The 18,899-nt window shown below is 74.7% G+C and carries 18 protein-coding genes; 3 read left to right on the plus strand and 15 right to left on the minus strand.

Annotated features, from left to right (window positions below; genetic code table 11):
- Nucleotides 1-40: 40 nt before the first annotated feature.
- From yajC to JOF54_RS02015, 9 genes are all read right to left on the minus strand, one after another.
- Complete coding sequence (yajC, locus tag JOF54_RS01975) at nt 41-481, minus strand: preprotein translocase subunit YajC (protein ID WP_210052522.1); 441 nt, start codon at nt 479-481, stop codon at nt 41-43.
- Nucleotides 482-627: 146 nt separating this feature from the next.
- Nucleotides 628-1,677: a Holliday junction branch migration DNA helicase RuvB gene (ruvB, locus tag JOF54_RS01980; protein WP_210052525.1), complete on the minus strand. Its 1,050-nt coding sequence runs from the start codon at nt 1,675-1,677 to the stop codon at nt 628-630.
- Between the two features lie 4 nt (nt 1,678-1,681).
- Nucleotides 1,682-2,287 carry a Holliday junction branch migration protein RuvA gene (ruvA, locus tag JOF54_RS01985; RefSeq protein WP_210052527.1) on the minus strand — a complete coding sequence of 202 codons (606 nt, stop codon included), beginning with the start codon at nt 2,285-2,287 and terminating at the stop codon, nt 1,682-1,684.
- Nucleotides 2,284-2,847, minus strand: coding sequence for a crossover junction endodeoxyribonuclease RuvC (gene ruvC / locus JOF54_RS01990; protein ID WP_210059274.1), 564 nt, complete (start codon nt 2,845-2,847; stop codon nt 2,284-2,286). The genes ruvA and ruvC overlap by 4 nt, the downstream gene beginning before the upstream one ends.
- A 129-nt stretch (nt 2,848-2,976) precedes the next feature.
- Nucleotides 2,977-3,738 (minus strand): YebC/PmpR family DNA-binding transcriptional regulator, encoded by a 762-nt coding sequence (locus JOF54_RS01995; protein ID WP_210052529.1) that lies wholly within the window; start codon nt 3,736-3,738, stop codon nt 2,977-2,979.
- 278 nt (nt 3,739-4,016) lie between these two features.
- Nucleotides 4,017-6,377, minus strand: a complete 2,361-nt coding sequence (locus JOF54_RS02000) for an HAD-IB family hydrolase (protein ID WP_210052531.1) — start codon at nt 6,375-6,377, stop codon at nt 4,017-4,019.
- A complete protein-coding gene (priA, locus tag JOF54_RS02005) occupies nt 6,374-7,138 on the minus strand; it encodes a bifunctional 1-(5-phosphoribosyl)-5-((5-phosphoribosylamino)methylideneamino)imidazole-4-carboxamide isomerase/phosphoribosylanthranilate isomerase PriA (RefSeq protein WP_210052533.1) in 765 nt (254 codons plus the stop codon). Before priA ends, JOF54_RS02000 begins: the two co-directional genes overlap by 4 nt.
- 82 nt (nt 7,139-7,220) lie before the next feature.
- Nucleotides 7,221-8,258, minus strand: a complete 1,038-nt coding sequence (locus JOF54_RS02010; protein WP_210052535.1) for a hypothetical protein — start codon at nt 8,256-8,258, stop codon at nt 7,221-7,223.
- A gap of 2 nt (nt 8,259-8,260) precedes the next feature.
- The gene (locus JOF54_RS02015) at nt 8,261-9,196 is read right to left on the minus strand and encodes an N-acetylneuraminate synthase family protein (RefSeq protein WP_210052537.1); all 936 of its coding nucleotides are present in this window, start codon (nt 9,194-9,196) and stop codon (nt 8,261-8,263) included.
- 170 nt (nt 9,197-9,366) lie between these two features.
- On the opposite strand from JOF54_RS02015, the gene JOF54_RS02020 reads away from it, so the two are divergent.
- The 3 genes from JOF54_RS02020 (at nt 9,367) to JOF54_RS02030 (ending at nt 12,721) form a co-directional block, all read left to right on the plus strand.
- A complete protein-coding gene (locus JOF54_RS02020; protein WP_210052539.1) occupies nt 9,367-10,305 on the plus strand; it encodes a class I SAM-dependent methyltransferase in 939 nt (312 codons plus the stop codon).
- A 71-nt stretch (nt 10,306-10,376) separates the two neighbouring features.
- Nucleotides 10,377-11,336, plus strand: coding sequence for a glycosyltransferase family 2 protein (locus JOF54_RS02025; RefSeq protein WP_210052541.1), 960 nt, complete (start codon nt 10,377-10,379; stop codon nt 11,334-11,336).
- Nucleotides 11,333-12,721, plus strand: a complete 1,389-nt coding sequence (locus tag JOF54_RS02030) for a polysialyltransferase family glycosyltransferase (RefSeq protein ID WP_210052543.1) — start codon at nt 11,333-11,335, stop codon at nt 12,719-12,721. The genes JOF54_RS02025 and JOF54_RS02030 overlap by 4 nt, the downstream gene beginning before the upstream one ends.
- On the opposite strand, the gene JOF54_RS02035 is transcribed toward JOF54_RS02030, so the two are convergent.
- The 6 genes from JOF54_RS02035 to hisD all read right to left on the minus strand — a co-directional run bounded on the left by JOF54_RS02035 (nt 12,675) and on the right by hisD (nt 18,882).
- The gene (locus JOF54_RS02035; RefSeq protein ID WP_210052545.1) at nt 12,675-13,979 is read right to left on the minus strand and encodes a DUF6716 putative glycosyltransferase; all 1,305 of its coding nucleotides are present in this window, start codon (nt 13,977-13,979) and stop codon (nt 12,675-12,677) included. The two genes, JOF54_RS02030 and JOF54_RS02035, sit on opposite strands and share 47 nt — an antisense overlap.
- A gap of 210 nt (nt 13,980-14,189) precedes the next feature.
- Nucleotides 14,190-15,149: an HAD-IA family hydrolase gene (locus tag JOF54_RS02040; RefSeq protein WP_210052547.1), complete on the minus strand. Its 960-nt coding sequence runs from the start codon at nt 15,147-15,149 to the stop codon at nt 14,190-14,192.
- A gap of 10 nt (nt 15,150-15,159) precedes the next feature.
- Entirely contained in the window at nt 15,160-15,783 is a 624-nt protein-coding gene (gene hisH, locus JOF54_RS02045) for an imidazole glycerol phosphate synthase subunit HisH (RefSeq protein ID WP_210052550.1), read from the minus strand.
- Nucleotides 15,780-16,427 carry an imidazoleglycerol-phosphate dehydratase HisB gene (gene hisB / locus JOF54_RS02050; protein WP_210052551.1) on the minus strand — a complete coding sequence of 216 codons (648 nt, stop codon included), beginning with the start codon at nt 16,425-16,427 and terminating at the stop codon, nt 15,780-15,782. The genes hisH and hisB overlap by 4 nt, the downstream gene beginning before the upstream one ends.
- On the minus strand, nt 16,424-17,572 hold the full coding sequence (locus tag JOF54_RS02055; RefSeq protein WP_307803727.1) for a histidinol-phosphate transaminase: 1,149 nt from the start codon (nt 17,570-17,572) through the stop codon (nt 16,424-16,426). The genes hisB and JOF54_RS02055 overlap by 4 nt, the downstream gene beginning before the upstream one ends.
- A complete protein-coding gene (gene hisD, locus JOF54_RS02060; RefSeq protein WP_210052553.1) occupies nt 17,569-18,882 on the minus strand; it encodes a histidinol dehydrogenase in 1,314 nt (437 codons plus the stop codon). Before hisD ends, JOF54_RS02055 begins: the two co-directional genes overlap by 4 nt.
- Nucleotides 18,883-18,899: the final 17 nt, after the last annotated feature.

Genomic DNA, 18,899 nt, shown 5'->3' on the forward strand with positions numbered 1-18,899 from the left:
AGTTCCTTGCTACGCGAGACCGAGCGGGGTGGTCGGTCGATCAGCTGGGGCGCTTGGGGTCGGCCCCCGCCGACGGGTTCTGCCACTCGAGGTCGGAGGCGGCGGTGGAGCCGTCGCGGCCGTCGAGGTCGGTCGTGGTGTCGCGCGGGGCCAGGCCCTGCGGGTCGGCCAGCACGTCGTCGTCGTCGACGTAGGTGTCCTCGTCGACGGTGTCCTCGTCGGCCTCGGTGGCGGCGCGGACGATGGCCTGCTTGAGCACGGTCAGCTCGACGCCGGGCGCGATCTCGAGCACGGCCTGGCGGTCCCCGAGGGAGACGATGGTGCCGAAGAGGCCGCTGCCCAGCAGCACGCGGGTGCCCGGCTGGAGGCTGCTCAGGGTGTTCTGGATCGCCTGCTGACGCTTCTTCTGGGGCCGCAGGATGAGGAAGTAGAACGCGAACACCATCAGGGCGATCATGATCAGGGTCGTGTAGTTCTGCATGGCTCCAGCATCCGTCGGGGCACCCGGCACGCGGGCTGCGCACCGGTCGGGGTGGGTCGGGTCGTGAGGCCGACCGAGGGTCGGGTCGAGCGGGTCGGCGCGCGCGCCGACCGACGTACTCTACCCACTCGGCGCCCCCGAGCGCCCTAGCCGAACAGGTCGGGAGCGGTGTCGGGGCCCGTGACCCCGCCGGGGACGGCCAGCCCGAGGTGCCGCCAGGCCGCCGGGGTCGCCACCCGGCCGCGCGGGGTCCGCATGAGGAAGCCCTGTCGGACCAGGAACGGCTCGGCGACCTCCTCGACGGTCTCCCGCTCCTCCCCGACCGAGATGGCGAGCGTCGACAGCCCGACGGGCCCGCCGCCGAAGCGCGTGCACACGGCGCGCAGCACCGCCCGGTCGAGCCGGTCGAGGCCGAGCTCGTCGACCTCGTAGAGCTCCAGGGCCGCCCGGGCCAGGGTCGCGGTGATCCGTCCGTCGGCGCGGACCTGGGCGTAGTCGCGCACCCGCCGGAGCAGCCGGTTCGCGATCCGCGGTGTCCCCCGCGAGCGGCGGGCGATCTCGGCGGCGCCGGCCTGGTCGAGGTGGGCCTCGATCAGCTCCGCCGAGCGGTGCACGATGTGCTCCAGGGCGGGCGTGTCGTAGAAGTCGAGCTGGGCGGTGAACCCGAACCGGTCGCGCAGCGGGCCCGGCAGCAGGCCCGCACGGGTGGTGGCGCCCACCAGGGTGAAGCGCGGGATCTCCAGCGGGATGGCCGTGGCGCCCGGGCCCTTGCCGACGACGACGTCGACCCGGAAGTCCTCCATGGCGAGGTAGAGCATCTCCTCGGCCGGCCGCGACATCCGGTGGATCTCGTCGAGGAAGAAGACCTCGCCCTCGGTGAGGCCGGAGAGGATGGCGGCGAGGTCGCCGGCGTGGGTGATGGCCGGTCCACTGGAGATCCGCAGCGGGGCCCCCATCTCGCCGGCGATGATCATGGCCAGCGTCGTCTTGCCCAGCCCGGGCGGGCCCGACAGCAGCACGTGGTCGGCGACCGCCCCGCGGTGCCGGGCCGCCTCCAGGACGAGGCCCAGCTGGTCGCTGACCCGCGGCTGCCCCTCGAACTCGGCCAGCGAGGTGGGCCGCAGCGCCGACTCGGCCGCCCGCTCGTCGGCGTCGGCGGCGGGCCGGACCAGCGCGCCGAGGTCCTCGGTGCTCACCCGCTCAGCCCCGGGCCAGCGACTGCAGCGCGGCGCGCATCAGCACGGCGACGCTGGTGGCGGGGTCCTCGGCGACCAGCGGCTCGACCTCGGTGCACGCGGCGTCGGCGTCCCGCTCGGACCAGCCGAGCCCGACGAGGCCGCGGGCGACCTGGTCGCGCCAGGCCGGCACGGCGCTCGTGCTCGTGTGCGGCTCGGCCGACAGCCCCACGGCGCCGATCTTGTCCTTGAGCTCGATGACCATCCGCTGCGCGCCCTTGCGGCCGATGCCGGGCACCTTGCAGAGCTGCACGAGGTTCTCACTGGCGATCGCGGACCGCAGCTGGTCCGGCGGCAGCACGGCCAGCGCGGCCTGGGCCAGCTTGGGGCCGACGCCGGTCGCGGTCAGCAGCAGCTCGAAGAGCTCCCGCTCGTCAGCGGTGGCGAAGCCGTACAGCGTGAGCGAGTCCTCGCGGACGACCAGCGAGGTGGCCAGCGCCGCCCGCTGGCCGACGCGGAGGCCGGCGACGGTCCCGGGGCTGCAGAGGGCCAGCACGCCGAGGCCGCCGACCTCGACGACGGCGGAGGTGGGACCGACCTGCAGGACGGTGCCGCTGAGGGAGGCGATCACGAGGCTCCTCGGGACGGGCGGGCCTGGGTGAAGGCCCGGCGTTGGCGGGCGGACGCGACGGCGGCGGCCTGGAGGGCGGCGTCCACCCGGGCGGTGGCCCCACCGCGCCAGACGTGGCAGATGGCCAGGGCCAGGGCGTCGGCGGCGTCGGCGGGCTTGGGGGCGGCGGTGAGCCGCAGGATGCGGGTGACCATGGCGCCGACCTGGTCCTTGCCCGCCCGGCCGGAGCCGGTGATCGAGGCCTTGACCTCGCTCGGGGTGTGCAGGGCGACGGGCAGCCCGTGCCGGGCCGCCACCAGCATGGCGATGCCGGCGGCCTGGGCGGTGCCCATCACCGTCGGGACGTTGTGCTGGGCGAAGACCCGCTCGACGGCGACGGCGTCGGGCCGGTGCTCGCGCACCCAGGCCTCCACCGCCTCCTCGATCTGCACCAGCCGGCGAGCCGTCTCCAGCGTCGCCGGGGTGCGGGTGACGCCGACCGCCACCATGGTGGGCGGGCGCCCGGGGGTGCCGTCGACGACGCCGAGGCCGCAGCGGGTCAGGCCCGGGTCGATGCCCAGCACGCGCACAGCAGCTCCTCGACCGGTCTGGCCCGGTCCCTCGGTCGAACGGGTGTTCGGTTCACCCTACGAGCCGGGGCCGGGCGGGCCGGGACGGCGCGCCGGAGGGCGCGCAGCCGGCGACCGGGGTCAGCTGATCGAAGCGAGGACCTCGTCGGAGGCGTCGAAGTTCGCGTAGACGTTCTGCACGTCGTCGGAGTCCTCGAGGGCGTCGATGATCTTCATGACCTTCTCGACCGTCGGCCCGTCGACCTCCTGGGTGAACTCCGGGACGAAGGAGACCTCGGCGGAGTCGTAGTCCAGGCCGGCCTCCTGCACCGCGGTGCGCACCCGGACGGTGTCGGCCGGGTCGGAGATGATCTCGAAGGTCTCCCCCAGGTCGTTGACCTCCTCGGGGTCGGCGTCCAGCGTCGCCTCGAGGACGTCGTCCTCGGCCAGCGTCTTGTCGCCCTGCTGCTTGGGGACCACGACGACGCCCTTGCGGCTGAACACCCGGGCGGTGGAGCCGGAGTCGGCCATGGTGCCGCCGTTGCGGGTGACCGCGACCCGGACCTCGGAGGCGGAGCGGTTCCGGTTGTCGGTCAGGCACTCGATGAGCATCGCGATGCCGGCCGGGCCGTAGGCCTCGTACATCAGCGTCTCGTAGTCGGCGCCGCCCGACTCGGCCCCGGAGCCGCGCTTGACCGCGCGGTCGATGTTGTCCTTGGGGACGGAGGTCTTCTTGGCTTTCTGGATGGCGTCGAAGAGCGTCGGGTTGCCGTCGACGTCACCGCCGCCGAGGCGCGCGGCGACCTCGATGTTCTTGATCAGCTTGGCGAACGACTTGGCCCGGCGCGCGTCGACGACGGCCTTCTGGTGCTTGGTGGTTGCCCACTTGGAGTGTCCCGACATGCAGGCGATCTTATCCGTCCGTCGCCGCCCCGCTCGGCGCCGACCTGTCAGACCTGAGCTGACCCAGGGGTCAACCCACGTCTGACAACTCGGCACAGGGCGCGGCAGCAAGGCCGCCCACCCGACCACCACCGGCGGGGGCGCCGCAGCCCGGGACCACCACCGGCGGGGGCGCCGCCGAGCGGAGGAGGAGCCGGTGGACACGTTCTTCGTCCACCGGCGACGGCGACGTCGGCGGACCAGAGCCCCCGCCGCGTCCGAGCGGAGCGAGGACAGAATTACCGCGGGATGCGCCACCGCGGCGTCGTCGGCTTGATCTTCCACTCCACCGTCGACCACTGGCTGCGGGCCGCGGCGCGCATCAGCGGGATGTCCGGGCTGACCGCGACGGGGTGCCCGACGGTCTGCAGCATCGGCAGGTCGGCCTGGGAGTCGGCGTAGGCGAAGCTGCGGGTGAGGTCGACGCCGTGCAGCGAGGCGTAGTGCTTGAGCCAGGCGGCGCGGGACTCCCCCACCAGCGGCGGGCGGGCCAGGAAGCCGGTGCAGCGGCCGTCGGCGTCGGTGGCCAGCTCGGCCGCGACGACGACGTCGAAGTACTGGCGCAGCGGCCGGGTGAGCGTCTCGACGGCCCCGGTGATGAGGATCGTCGTGTGGCCGGCGGCCCGGTGCTCCTGGATCCGCGCGAGCGCCTCGGGCGAGACCCGGCTGAGGATGGCCGGGGCCATCGTCGTGTCGACGCGGTGCTCGAGGTCGGCGAGGTCGAGGCCGCGGTAGCGGCGGTAGACCGCACGCAGGAAGTCCCCGCGGTCGCGCTGCTCGGCCAGCAGGTAGCCGGGCAGCCGGCGGGCGACCTGGCCGACCTCGGCCACCTGGGCGGCGGTCGAGAGCTCGGGCAGCCGCGACCACAGGTACTGCTCCACCACGTTGGTGGACATGATCGTGCCGTCGAGGTCGAAGATCGCGACGGCGGAGGACCCGGCGGTGTCCCGGCTGAGGTCCTTCATGGTGCTCGGCCGGGCCCCGCGCTTCTTGCGCAGGGCGTCCATCCGCCGCACCGAGGTGGTGATCGAGGGGCAGTGCACGTCCTCGATGTAGGTCTTCCAGTCGAAGACGGCGGTGTCGAAGGCGAAGGTGGCGACGTCGTCGGGGTGCAGCGAGCGGGTCAGGGCCAGCGTGGCGTCGTCGACGAAGTGCAGCTCGGACTGCGCGTACTCGTTGTAGAGGCTGTGGTAGCGCTTGAAGAAGTCGAGCCGGCCGCGGAAGCGGTCGAGGCTGCGGGCGGCCTGCCGGGCCCGGTCCGAGCGGGGCGCGCGGGCGAGCACGCGCTCGGCCACCGAGTGCGCCAGCTCCGACGCGACGAGGAGCCGGCCCACCGAGGAGGAGCCCGGGAAGTCCCACTCGGGCAGCGGCTCCCCCGGCTTGGCGGTCCGCTCGAGCGGGTGCTCGGCGAAGTAGCGCCGGATGTGGTTGTACATGTCGGCGATCGTCAGCGGGTTCCGGGCGCCGGAGCTGACGTGGTAGTACTCGGGCCGGCCGACCGCGGGCTCGCTGGCGCAGACGGCGACGATGGCGTTGACGACGAGGTCGCACGGCACGATGTCGAGGACCGAGTCGGGCGAGCCCGGGAACTCCGGCAGCTCGCCGCGCCCGTAGGCCAGGATCAGCGGCTCGGCCATCTTGAAGCCCTCGATCCACCCCGGGTAGGGGTGCGCCCAGGACGACTCGACGATGGCGGGCCGCACGATCGAGACCCGGATGTCGGCACCCAGGTCGGCCACCACCCGCTCGCCGAGGGCCTTGGTGAAGGTGTAGACGTCGGTCCAGCCCAGCGAGCGGGCGCGCTCGGTCCCGGCCCGGACGAGCTCGGCCTGCACCCACTCGGTGCGCCGGCGCTCGGTGTCGGCGGCCGTGGTCAGGTAGCCGGCGCGGCGGTGCTGGCGCTCGGCCTCCTTGCGCAGCGCGGTGAGCCGCTCGGGCATCCGGGACTCGGCCTCGACGAGCTCGCGCATGGCCAGCCCCGCCGCGGTCTCGGCCTCGTAGTCGACGCTGTGCTCCTGCGGACCCTCCGGGATCGCGCCGCGCCGTCGGCCGGCGGTGTAGGCGGTGGAGATGTGCACGTAGTGCGGGACCGAGGTGGGCGTCCCGTCCTCGTCGCGGCAGGCCTCGAGCATCCGCTCCATCAGCGCCTTGGTGCCGACGACGTTGGTGGTGAAGGCCTGGTCGATCGGCGGGTCGAACGAGACGTCGCCGGCGCAGTGGACCAGCACGTCGAGGTCGCGCGGTAGCGCGGGAACGTTCGGCAGGTCGCCCTCGATGACCTGGATGCGGCTGTCGACGAGCGCCTCGGCGCCCCCGGCCGCCTCGCGGACCTCGGCGAAGATCGCCTTCTTCACCAGCGAGACCACCCGGTCGCGCGCCGCGGCGGAGCCCTTGCGGCGCACCAGCACCGCGGGCCGGGCGTCGGGGAGCTCGGTGAGGATCTTCCACAGCAGCTGCTCGCCGATGAACCCGGTCACCCCGGTCATGACGATGGTGCGACCGGCCAGGAGGTCGCGGAGCCGGCCGTCGAGCAGGGGGGCGGGGTCCGCCGGGTCGCGGACGACCGTGGGGCGGGCGAAGGGGTCGGCGACAGCCGTCATGGGGTGCGGTCCTCGGGGGTGGCGAGCGGCAGGGAGGCGGCGCGCAGGGCCTCCTCGATGGTGAAGTTGCCGACGTAGAGGGCGGTGCCGACGATCGCGCCCTCGACGCCGACGGGGACGAGGTCGCGCAGCGCGACCAGGTCCTCCAGGCTCGAGATGCCGCCGCTGGCCACGACGGGCGCCTCGGTCCGCGCGCAGACGTGCCGCAGCAGGTCGAGGTTGGGGCCGCTCAGCATCCCGTCGGAGGCGACGTCGGTGACGACGAAGCGGGAGCAGCCGGCGCGGTCGAGGCGGTCGAGGGTCTCGTCGAGCTCACCGCCCTCCGACGTCCAGCCCCGGGCGGCGAGCCGGGTGCCGCGGACGTCGAGGCCGATGGCGATCCGGTCGCCGTGGGTGCGGATGACCTCCTCGCACCACTCCGGGCGCTCGAGGGCCGCGGTGCCGATGTTGACCCGCCGGCAACCGGTGGCCAGCGCCCGCTCGAGGGTCTCGTCGTCGCGGATGCCGCCGGACAGCTCCACCTCCAGGTGCAGGTGGGAGACGATCTCGGCGATGATCTCGGCGTTGCTGCCCTGGCCGAAGGCGGCGTCGAGGTCGACCAGGTGGATCCACTCCGCGCCGGCGTCCTGCCAGCGCTGGGCGGCGGCCCGCGGGTCCCCGAAAACCTTCTCCGAGCCGAGCCGACCCTGGACCAGCTGCACCGCCTGGCCGCCGGACACGTCGACGGCGGGCAGCAGCACCAACGGGTTCTGCGAATTCACCCGATGACCCTACCGGAGCGCCGCCGCCCGACCGGCCACGTCCGCCGGGCCCGGGAGGCCGTCGGGAGGGGTCCGGGCGCGCTCAGCAGGCGACGGCCGCGAGGCCGAACCGGTCGCGGGCGGAGGCGCTCACCTGGCCGAGGAAGCGGCCCGAGTTCGCGGTGGCCCGCTCGGTGTACCAGCGCTCGTCGATGTCGCAGACGAGCAGCTCGGCCGGGGTGTCGGCGAGCACGAGCGGCAGGGTGTGCACGACGGTGGAGGGGAAGCTGATGAGCCGGCGGGCCAGCACGCCGAGCCGGGCCGCGATCTCCAGGGGCAGGTCGGGCCGGACGACCTCGACGCCGAGGCCCTCGATCCGGGCGAGCTTGGCGTCGGACTCCTTGCGGTGGGCGAAGTAGCGGTCGACGGCGTACTGCTCGACGAGGCTGGCGACGCCGCCGTGGTAGGACTCGGCGTCGACGACGCCGGTCTCCACCAGCGAGGTGCCGATGAGGTCGGAGCCGAGCTTGACCTCGGGCACCGGGAAGCGGGACCGCACCCAGCCGAAGGTGTTGCGGCCCACCTCGACCCGGGGCAGCTCGACGTCGAGGCTGGTGAACAGCCGCAGCCGGCAGCCGGACTCCGGACCGATCCGGCGGCGGACCGAGCCGGAGATCTGGTCGCGGGCCAGCTGGCTGATCTGGCGCCGCTGGCCGGGGGTGGCGACGGTGTGCCAGCGCGACAGGTGCTCCCCCGCCACCCACTGCCGCGCGAACTCCAGGGTGGCGGTGCCGTCGTCGACGATCACCACCTCGGGCGCCCGGCTGATGCTCATCACCACCTGCAGGACGCCGGAGAACGGGTCCCCGACGACGAGCCGCTCGATCCCGGACAGCTCGCTGGCCAGGGACCGGACGGTGCGGGCGGTCGCCGCACCGCCCAGCCGCGGCTCGTGCCAGAGCACCTCGAGGCCGTCCTCGCGGGCCAGCGCGGACATCGCCCGCAGCTGGCGGCGCGAGGCCTCGTTCGTCGGGGCCAGGACGATGACGGTGAGGTCGTCCCGGGGCTCGCCGGCCTGGTGGGCCCACTCGACCACGTTCAGCAGCTGGGCGGGGCTCTCCACCAGGGCCGACGAGCGCACGGTCAGCTGCCCGTGCTCGCGAGCTGCGGCTCGCTGCTGTCCTGCACCCGGCGCAGCTTCTTCATCGCGGCGAGCTCGCCGTCGTAGATCTTCTTGACCCCGTCGCCGAGGGACTCGGTGATGATCCGGACGTCGCGGACGAGCCGCTGCAGGCCGGGGGGCTCCACCGAGGCGGACTGGTCCGAGCCCCACATCGCGCGGTCGAGGGTGATGTGCCGCTCGACGAAGACGGCGCCGAGGGCGACGGCGGCCAGCGTGGTCTGCAGGCCGGTCTCGTGGCCGGAGTAGCCGATCGGGACGTTGGGGAACTCCGACTGCAGGGTGTGGATCATCCGCAGGTTCAGCTCGGTCGGCTTGGCCGGGTAGGTGCTCGTGGCGTGGCACATGACGATGTTCTCGCTGCCCAGCACCTCCACGGCGTGCCGGATCTGCTTGGGGGTCGACATGCCGGTGGAGAGGATGATCGTGCGGCCGGTGGCGCGCAGCCGGCGCAGCAGCTCGTCGTCGGTCAGCGAGGCCGAGGCGACCTTGTGGGCCGGCACGTCGAACTGCTCGAGGAAGTCGACGGCCTCGACGTCCCACGGCGAGGCGAACCAGGCGATGCCGCGGGCGCGGGCGTGCTCGTCGATCTGGCGGTAGTCGTCGGCGTCGAACTCGACGCGGTGCCGGTAGTCGATGTAGGTCATCCGGCCCCAGGGGGTGTCCCGCTCGATGTCCCACTGGTCGCGGGGGGTGCAGATCTCGGGGGTGCGCTTCTGGAACTTGACGGCGTCGCAGCCGGCGGCGGCGGCCTGGTCGATGAGCGCGAAAGCGTTCGCGAGCTCGCCGTTGTGGTTGATGCCGATCTCGCCGGTGATGTACACCGGGTGGCCCGGTCCGACGACGCGGTCGCCGAGGCGTCGCGTCGGTCCCTGGAGCAGCTGTGCGGAAGTGGTCATGCCCGGAAAGTAGGCCGCCGAGGTGGCAGGACGGGTGCCGACACCTGAACGCCCGGAGAACACCAGCACACGCTTCGACCTCCGGTCCCCGCGGCGGGCCACGGTCGTTCACCCGCTGTTCAGACCGCGGTCCTCGTGCGCGCCCGGCCTGCTCCGGCACAGTACCGGGGGTGACCGCAGCCCCGGGGGACGCGCCCCCGCTCGACCGACCGCGCGGTCCCGTGCGCGGGTTCACCGACATCCCGGGCTGGTTCTACTGGCTCGACTACCTCCTCTTCCGCGCCCTGCTGCGCTCCCAGGCCGCGAGCCCGCCGGGGGTGCTGGTGGAGATCGGGGCCTACCTCGGCAAGAGCGCCGTGGTGATCGGCGAGCACGTCCGCCCGGGCGAGGAGCTCGTGGTGGTCGACCTGTTCGGCCGGACCGACCTGCTGCCCGGCTCCGCGGTGGCCGACGCGAACCGGGCCGAGGTGGACGGCTCCTACCGCACGCTGACCCGGCAGACCTTCGAGCAGAACTACCGGGCCCTGCACCCGCAGCTGCCGACCGTCGTCGAGGGCCTCAGCGAGACCGTCGTCGACCACGTCGCGCCCGGCACCGCCCGCTTCGTGCACGTCGACGCCTCGCACCTCTTCGACGTCGTCCGCGCCGACATCGCACGCACCCGGGAGCTGCTGCGCCCCGGCGGTGTCGTCGTGCTCGACGACTGGCGCTCCGAGCACACCCCGGGCGTCGCCGCGGCGGTGTGGGAGGCGGTGCTCACCGGCGGCCTGGTCCCGGTGGCGCTGACGCCGCACAAGTTCTACGGCGTCTACGACGACCCGGCGCCGGCCCGGCGGGTGGTCGAGGACCTGGTCGCCGGCGACGCGGACCTGCGCAGCGCCACCCAGAGCATCGCGGGGCACGAGGTGCTGCGGCTGCGCCGGCTGGGCGCGAAGCCCGCCCCGGCGGGCCCCCGGCTCGACGACCGCGACCTCGACCGGCTGGCGGACCGGGTGGCCGAGCGGGTCGGCCGCCGGCTCGACGCGCGCCCGGCCCCCGCGCCCGCGCCGGCCCTCCGCGGCCGCGCCGGGCGAGCGCTCCGGGCGCTGCGCCGCCGGTCACCGTTCTGACAGGCAACGTTCACCGGGCGGCCACGGGTTCGGCCCCGACGCCCTCCCGCTGGTCCCCTACCGTCCCTCCGGTGAGACGCCTGACCGTGGTCATCCCCTGCTACGACGTGGAGCGCTACGTCGGCCAGACCGTCGCGAGCCTGCGACGCAGCGCCAGCCCCGACGTCGAGTTCCTCTTCGTCGACGACGCCTCCACCGACGCCACCGCGGCGGTGCTCGAGGAGCAGCTCGACACCCTGCCGGGGGCGCGGCTGCTGCGGCTGCCGGCCAACCGGGGCCTCGCCGGCGCCCGCAACGCCGGCCTCGACGCGGCCGGCAGCGAGTACGTCACCTTCCTGGACGGCGACGACTTCGTCGGCCCGGGCTACTACCCGCAGCTGCTGGCCGTCGCCGAGCGGCTGCGCTGCGACCTCGTCCGCACCGACCACGTGCAGGTCAAGGGCCGCGAGCGCACCGTCCACCGGATCGGGCACGGCCCGCGCGGGGTCGTCGGCCGGCCGCGGGACGCGATCCTCCCGGTGCACCGCGTCACCTCCGTGGACGCGCCCTACGCCTGGGCCGGGATCTACCACCGCCGCCTCGTCGACGACGGGCTCCTGCACTTCTCCGAGCGGCTGCGCACCTGCGAGGACCGGCCCTGGATCTGGCGGCTGCACCTGCGGGCCGCCTCCTTCGCGGTGGTGGGCCTGCACGGCCTGTTCTACCGCCGTGGCGTGCCGGGCTCGCTGACCCAGGTGGCCGACGAGCGCCAGCTGGACTTCCTGCCGGCCTTCGACCAGATCCTCGAGCTGGTGAGCGGGGACCGCGACGCCGCGCTGCTGCTGCCCAAGGCCGTGCGCTCGTACTGCTCGATCCTGCTGCACCACCTGGCCCTCCGCGAGCGGTACGCGCCCGAGCTCGCGGCGGTCCTCGACGAGCGCTGCCGGGCCGCGCTCCGCCGGATGCCGGCGGGTCCGCTGGCGGCCGTCGTCGCCGGCCTCGACCCCGACCGGGCCGACCGGCTGCGCGCGCTGCAGGGGGTGGCGGCGTGACGACGCAGGTCTTCGTCGCCTCGACGGCCTTCGGGTTGGCAACCCTCACCGCGGCCCTGGAGGACGGGCTCTTCGACGCCGCCGACCGGCGCGTCCTCGTGCTCAGCACCAACGCGGCGGTCCCGGAGGCCGCGGTGGCGGTCACCGAGGTGGCCGGCGTCGACCGGCTGGCCGCGCGCTTCGACGCGGTGCACGACTACAACCAGCTGATCGCCCCGCAGCACCCGTCGCTGTGGCGCCCGCGCGCGGCCGACCTGCCGCTGCTGGAGCGGATGGTGCGTCGCAGCTGGGACCTCGAGGGGGACGTCCACCTCGTCGTCGAGTGCGTGTGGACCGCGCCGTCGCTGACCCTGTGCCGGATCTTCGCCGACGCCCGGGTCGACGTCTACGCCGACGGGCTGATGAGCTACGGGCCGACGCGCGACACCATCCCCGCGCAGGTCGCCTGCCGGCTCGAGCGGCTCCTGCACCTGGACCTCGTCCCCGGCCTGGTACCGGTCCTGCTCACCGAGTTCGGCGTCCCGGCGCAGACCATCTCGTCGGAGTCCTTCCGCACGGTCGTCGCCACCCTGGACCCCCCGCCGGCGGCGGTCGCCGACGCACCCGCGCGGAGCGTCGCCGTCGTGCTCGGCCAGTACCTGGCGGCCCTCGACCTCGTCTCCGCCGAGGAGGAGGCGACCCTGGTGCGGGCCATGGTCCGGCACACCGCCGCGGCCGGCTTCACCCGGATGGTGGTCAAGCCGCACCCCGGGGCCCCGCCCGCCCACGGCGCCCAGCTGCAGCACGAGGCCGCCCGGCTGGGCGTGGAGCTGACCTTCGTCGACGGACCGGCGCTGGTGGAGGCCTGGTTCCGCAGCCCCTCGGTGGGCCTCGTCGTCGGCTGCTTCTCCACGGCGCTGATGACCGCGTCCAGCCTCTACGACCTGCCGGCCGCGCGGGTCGGGACCGAGCTGCTGATGGAGCGGCTCAAGCCCTACGAGAACAGCAACCGGGTGCCGCTGACGGTCGTCGACGCCTGGCTCCCCGACCTGACCCGCTCGGTGGTGCCCGGGCCCGCCGCGCGCGGCGAGGTCGCGATCGGCGCGCTCGTCCGGGCGGTCAGCTACTGCATGCAGCCCGAGCGCTACCCCGCGCTGAGGCCCGGCGCCGAGGCCTTCCTGCGGACGCACTGGCCCGTGCTGGGCCGCTACTTCCGGCGGCGCCGGCTGACGCTGCTGGACCTGCCCGGCCGGCTGCCCGCGCCCGTGGTCGTCGAGGTGCCCCCGGCGCCGGTGCCGGCCCCGGTGCCCGGCTGGGAGCAGGCCGCGCGCCGGGCGCTGCGGCCGGTCCGCCGCCGGGTCAGACGTCTGCTGCGTCGGGGCCCGACGGCGCGCGCCGCCCGCTGACCGCGCCGACCAGCCGGCCGGCCGCGGGCCGCACCTCGCGGCGCACCCGGGCCAGCGGTCGGTGCAGCACCGGGGGGACGAAGTCGCGCCCCCGCAGCCGGCGGCGCGGCGGGGCCGGCTTCGGGACGGGCGGGGCGGGCGGCGCCGGCTTCGGCAGGGTCCGGTGGTAGCTGGCCGCGCTGCGGAAGTAGTCCGACCCGCGGACCGCGGCCGCCGGCCGCTCCCCGCTGGCCAGCAGCTCCTCGACGCGGTCGGCGACGGTCTGGGTGGCGGTGCGCTCGGGTCGGAAGAAGTAGGACGCGAGCCAGTCCGGCCGCGGGGTGCCCAGCTGGTCGGCGGTGATCTCCTCCCAGGTGCGCAGCAGCCCGCTGCCCAGGAACACCTGGTTGCCGTAGCGCTCGTGGACACCGAGGTCGAGGACCAGCGCCACCCGGCAGCCGTGGTCGATCGCCTCCAGGCAGGCGGTGGAGGACACGGTGACCAGCAGGTCGACGTCGGGCAGCAGCTCGGCCACCGAGGTGTAGTCGACGCGGAAGTTCGGCGGCAGCTCGGCGCCGGCCAGCAGGACCTCGGGGTGGTGCCGCATCCGGTGGAAGGTGTCCTCGTCCGGGCGGTGCCGCGGCTTGAGCAGCACCTCGCGGTCGGGGTGGGCGCGCGCGTAGGCGAGGGCGCCGTCGTAGAGGAAGCGGCGCTCCGCGGCCGAGCTGGGCACCGTCGGCTGGTCGGCGAACAGCAGCCGGCGGACCTCGGTGCGGGCCGGTGCCGGGTCACCGCTCAGGAAGGGCAGGCCGGTCAGCAGCAGGTTGTCCGTCGGCAGCGCCAGGGCGGCCGCCGCACGGCGGAAGTGCTCGAGGTCCTCGACGGAGTTCACGGCCACGACGTCGGAGCCGCAGCGGTCGAGGTAGCCGGCGGTGATCTTCTCGATGATCACGCCGACCCAGCCGCTGACCACGACCGGGCCCGGCGTGCCGGAGCCCTCGAGGCGGTCGGCGAGGTCGAAGAGCAGCGCCTTGGTGAACGGCCCGGACAGGCTGCAGACGACGGCGTCGGCCGCGAGCGCCCGCTCCAGGAGCTCGTCCCAGCTGACCGTCTCGACGTCGGTGAAGCCGGCCGCCTCGATCTGGCCCGGCGAGAGGGCCGAGCGGACGTCGGGCACCACCACCTCGGAGGCGAAGCCGCGGGCCTCGAGCTCGTCGCGGATGCGGGCGCACCACTTGAGCTGGGAGTCGAAGGCAGCCACGAAGAGGGCGCGTCGCATCAGGTTCCGTCCGCCGGGGTCAGGGAGCCGCGACGCTAGTTCCGGTGGGTGAACAGGAGCCGAACGCCTCGTGTCGTGTCGCCGTCGGCGCTCCCTGAGCTCGTCCCCGGCTGCCTGCGCTGGTCCACCGCTGCCTGAGCTCGTCGCAGGCCCTTCGACAGGCTCAGGGAGCGGGGTCGAGCCCTTCGGCAGGCTCAGGGAGCGGTGAGGTCAGGGCGCGGGGCGCCAGGAGGCCGAGGCGTAGGGGTGGACGGCGACGACCTCCTCGACCGGGAGGGGGCCGTAGAGGTGCGGGAAGGGCCCGGCGCCGAGGTCCTCGACCACGACCGGGACCGAGAGGGTCGTCGCGTCCAGCTCCAGCACCACGAGGGCGTCGTCGGGCAGGTCGGCGTACTTGCGGTCGCGGGTGCCGTCCACCTGGTCGGCGAACCCGGCGTGCACGAAGCCCTCCGACTCGTACGTCCCCGTCCGGCCCGACCACGGGTAGGAGCCCGCTTCCCGGGCCCGCTCCCAGACGGCTGCCTCGGTGAGGTGCAGCACCGGTGCCGCCGGCGGGCGGCGCGGCCCCAGCAGGCCGAGCCGCTCCAGGTCGGCCCGGAAACGGTCCGCGCCGGTGAAGGGCAGGCCCGTCATCCCGAGCTCGGCCGCCGCCTCGACGTTGGCCGGGGAGTCGTCGACGAAGACGCAGCCCGCCGGGTCGAGGTCGAAGCGCTCCAGCGCCAGCCGGAAGATCGCCGGGTCGGGCTTGGCCAGCCGCTCGGCGCCGGAGACCAGCACGCCGACGAACCGGCGCAGCAGCCCGAACCGCTGCTGGGCCACCGGGAAGGTCTCCGCCGACCAGTTGGTCAGCGCGGCGCAGGTCACGCCGGCCTGCTGCAGCTCGGCGAGCACGGCGCCGGTGCCGGGCACCAGCCCGGTCAGGGTGCGGCCGAAGTTCGCGCGGTAGGCCGCGATGGCGGCGCCCTCGTCGGGGAAGCGGCCGAGCAGCTCGGCCTCGATCTCGGCGAAGGGCCGGCCGGCGTCGGCGGCCCGGTTCCAGGTCCCGAAGCCGGTGCGCTCCAGGAAGCCCGCCACCTCGGGCTCGGCCAGCACGCCGGCGTAGGCGCCGGCCGGGTCCCAGCCGACGACGACGCCGCCGAGGTCGAACAGGACCGACGGCGAGACGCTCACCGGGCCGGGCTCACAGCGTGGCGACCCAGTTGCGCAGCAGGCCGGTGCCCGCCTCCCCCGACTTCTCGGGGTGGAACTGGGTGGACCACAGCGGGCCCTCCTCGACGGCGGCGACGAAGCGGTCGCCCTCGTGCTCGGCCCAGGTGACCTTGCGGTCGAGGGTCTCCTCGAGCACGCGCACCCCGTAGGAGTGCACGAAGTAGAAGCGCTCGTCCTCCAGGCCGGCGAACAGCCCGCTGCCGGCGGCCGGCTCGACGGTGTTCCAGCCCATGTGCGGCAGCCGGCGGGCGGTCAGCTGCTCGACCAGGCCGGGCCAGACGGAGCAGCCGGCGGCGCGGACGCCGTGCTCGATGCCGGCGTCGAACAGCACCTGGTGGCCGACGCAGATGGCCAGCGTCGGCTTCCCGTCCGCCACCCGGCGGGCGATCAGCCCGGGCCCGCCGACGTCGGTCAGCCCGGCCATGCAGGCGGCGAAGGCGCCGACGCCGGGCACCACGAGGCCGTCGGCGGCCAGGGCCTGCTCGGTGTCGGCGGTGACGACGACGGCGACCCCGGCGTGCGCGACGGCGCGCTCGGCCGAGCGCAGGTTGCCGGAGCCGTAGTCGAGGACGACGACGGTCTTGCGGTCGGTCACAGGGATCCCTTCGTGCTGGGCACCCCGGTCACCCGGGGGTCGTAGGCGACGGCGTCGCGCAGGGCGCGGGCCACGGCCTTGAACTGCGCCTCGACGATGTGGTGCGGGTCGCGGCCGGCGACCAGCGTGAGGTGCAGGCAGAGGTGGGCGTGGAAGGCCAGCGTCTCCATGACGTGCCGGGTCAGCGAGCCGGTGTAGGGGACGCTGTCGCGGGCGCCCGGACCGGCCGGGGTGCCGCCGCCGATCCGGGCGAAGGCCTGGCCCTCCGGCTCGCCGGTGTGCACGCAGTACGGCCGGCCGGAGACGTCGACGACGGCGGAGGCCAGCGCCTCGTCGAGCGGCACCATCGCGTCGCCGAAGCGACGGATGCCGCGCTTGTCGCCCAGCGCCTCGCGGAGCGCCTGGCCGAGCACGATCGCGGTGTCCTCGACGGTGTGGTGGGCGTCGATGTGCAGGTCGCCGGTGCTCTCGACCTCGAGGTCGACGAGCGCGTGCCGGGCCAGCGCGGTGAGCATGTGGTCGTAGAAGCCGACGCCGGTGGAGATCCTCGACTCCCCGGTGCCGTCGAGGTCCAGGCTCAGCCGGACGATCGACTCCGACGTGATCCGCTCGATCGTGGCGGTCCGGGCGCGGCGCTCGGTCATCGGGGGTCTCCCTGGGGGTCGGGGGCGCGGCGCGCGGCGGGCGTCGCCAGCACCTCGGCGAGGGCGGTGGTGAAGGCGTCCATCTCGGCCGGGCTGCCGGCCGAGACCCGCAGCCAGCCGGCGGGGCCGGTCTCGCGGATCAGCACACCGCGGTCCAGCAGCGCCTGCCAGACGGCGTGCCGGTCGGCGAAGCGGCCGAAGAGGACGAAGTTGGCGTCGGACTCGGCCACCGCGAGGCCCTGGCCGGCCAGCCAGCCGGCGACCTCGTCACGCGCGACCCGCAGCTGGTCGACGGCGGCGAGCATCTCGGGCGCGTGCGCCAGCGCGACCCGGGCGACGGCCTGGGTGACGCCGGAGAGGTGGTAGGGCAGCCGGACGACGCGCAGCGCGTCGACGAAGGCCGGGGCGGCGGCGAGGTAGCCGAGCCGGCCGCCGGCGAAGGCGAAGGCCTTCGACATCGTCCGGCTCACGGCGAGCCGCGGGTACGCCGGCAGCAGCTCCAGCGCGCTGGGCGTGCCGCTGCGGGCGAACTCGACGTAGGCCTCGTCGACGACGACGACGCCTGGGGCGGCGTCGCAGATCGCGCGCACCGTGGCCAGGTCGACCGCCGTGCCGGTGGGGTTGTTCGGGCTGGTCACCAGGACGACGTCCGGGGCGTGCTCGGCGATCGCCGCGACGGCCGCGGCCGCGTCGATCCGGAAGTCGGCCGTCCGGGGCGCGGTGACCCAGGCCGTGTGGGTGTTCCGGGCGTACTCGGGGTACATCGAGTAGGTCGGGGCGAAGGACAGCACCGTCCGGCCGGGCCCGCCGAAGGCCTGCAGGACGTGCGTCATCACCTCGTTGCTCCCGTTGGCCGCCCAGACCTGCTCGGCCCCCAGGCCGTGGCCGAGGTAGCGGGCCAGGTCGCCGCGCAGGCCCAGGGCGTCGCGGTCGGGGTAGCGGTTCATCGAGCCGGCCGCGTGCGCGACGGCGGTGGCGATCTCGGCCACGACCGCCGGGCTGGGCGGGTACGGGTTCTCGTTGACGTTGAGGCAGACGGGGACGTCGAGCTGCGGGGCGCCGTAGGGCTCCTCCCCCACCAGCTCGGGGCGCAGCGGCAGGTCGGCCAGCGCGGGGCTGGCCGTGCCGGCGGCGGTCGCGGTCACCGGGGGATCCTCCGGCTGACAGCAGCGCCGTGCGCGGGCAGGTCCTCGGCGTCGGCGAACACCTCGACGTGCCGGGCGACGTCGGACAGCGCCTGCTCGGAGTAGGTGACGACGTGCACGGCCTTGAGGAAGCTCTTGACGTTGAGCCCCGAGGAGTGGCAGGCGCAGCCGGCCGTCGGCAGGACGTGGGTGCTGCCGGCGGAGTAGTCGCCCAGCGAGACCGGGGACCAGGGCCCGACGAAGATCGCCCCGGCGTTCTGCACGCGGGCGGCGACCGCCGCGGCGTCGCGGGTCTGGATCTCCAGGTGCTCGGCGGCGTAGGCGTCCACCACGTCGAGGCCCTGCTCCACGTCGTCGACGAGGATGACGGCCGACTGCACCCCGCCGAGGGCGGTGCGGATCCGGTCGGCGTGCTTGGTGGCGGCCACCTGCTCGGGCAGCTCGGCCTCGACGGCCGCGGCCAGCTCCGGGGAGTCGGTGACCAGGACGGCGGCGGCCATCGGGTCGTGCTCGGCCTGGCTGATGAGGTCGGCGGCGACGTGCACCGGGTTCGCCGAGTCGTCGGCCAGCACCGCGATCTCGGTGGTGCCGGCCTCGGAGTCGATGCCGACGCGGCCCTTGAGCAGCCGCTTGGCGGCCACGACGTAGATGTTGCCCGGGCCGGTCACCAGGTCGACGCGCGGGCACAGGCCCGGCACGCCGTAGCCGAACATGGCGACGGCCTGGGCCCCGCCGACGGCGTAGACCTCCTCGACCCCCAGCAGGTGGCAGAGCGCCAGGATGCTGGGGTGCGGCAGCCCGCCGAACTCGCGCTGGGGCGGGGAGGCGACGGCGATGGACCGCACGCCCGCCACCTGGGCCGGGACGACGTTCATGATCACGCTGGAGGCCAGCGGGGCGAGCCCGCCCGGCACGTAGAGCCCGACGCGGCGGACCGGGACCATCTTCTGGGTGACCTGGGCGCCCGGGGCGACCTGGACCTCGACGGCCCGCTCCCCGAGCTCGGCCTCGCTGACGAGCCGCCGGCGCCGGGTGGACTCCTCGAACGCGGCGCGGATGTCGGGGTCGAGCTGCTCCAGGGCGCGGGCCAGGGCCTCGGCCGGCACCCGGAACGACGGCGGCACCACGTGGTCGAAGCGCTCGGAGTACTCCGCCAGCGCGACGGCCCCGCGCTCAGCCACGTCGTCGCAGATGGGCCGGACCACCTCGACGGCGGCCGCGACGTCGAAGGCGGCGCGCGGCACCACCGTCGCGTAGTCCAGGCGTTCGCCGGTCGCCGCACGGCCCCGCAGGTCGATCGTCCTCAGCACGCCGCCATCCTACGGAG

The organism is Microlunatus capsulatus (assembly GCF_017876495.1).
GTDB lineage: Bacteria > Actinomycetota > Actinomycetes > Propionibacteriales > Propionibacteriaceae > Microlunatus > Microlunatus capsulatus.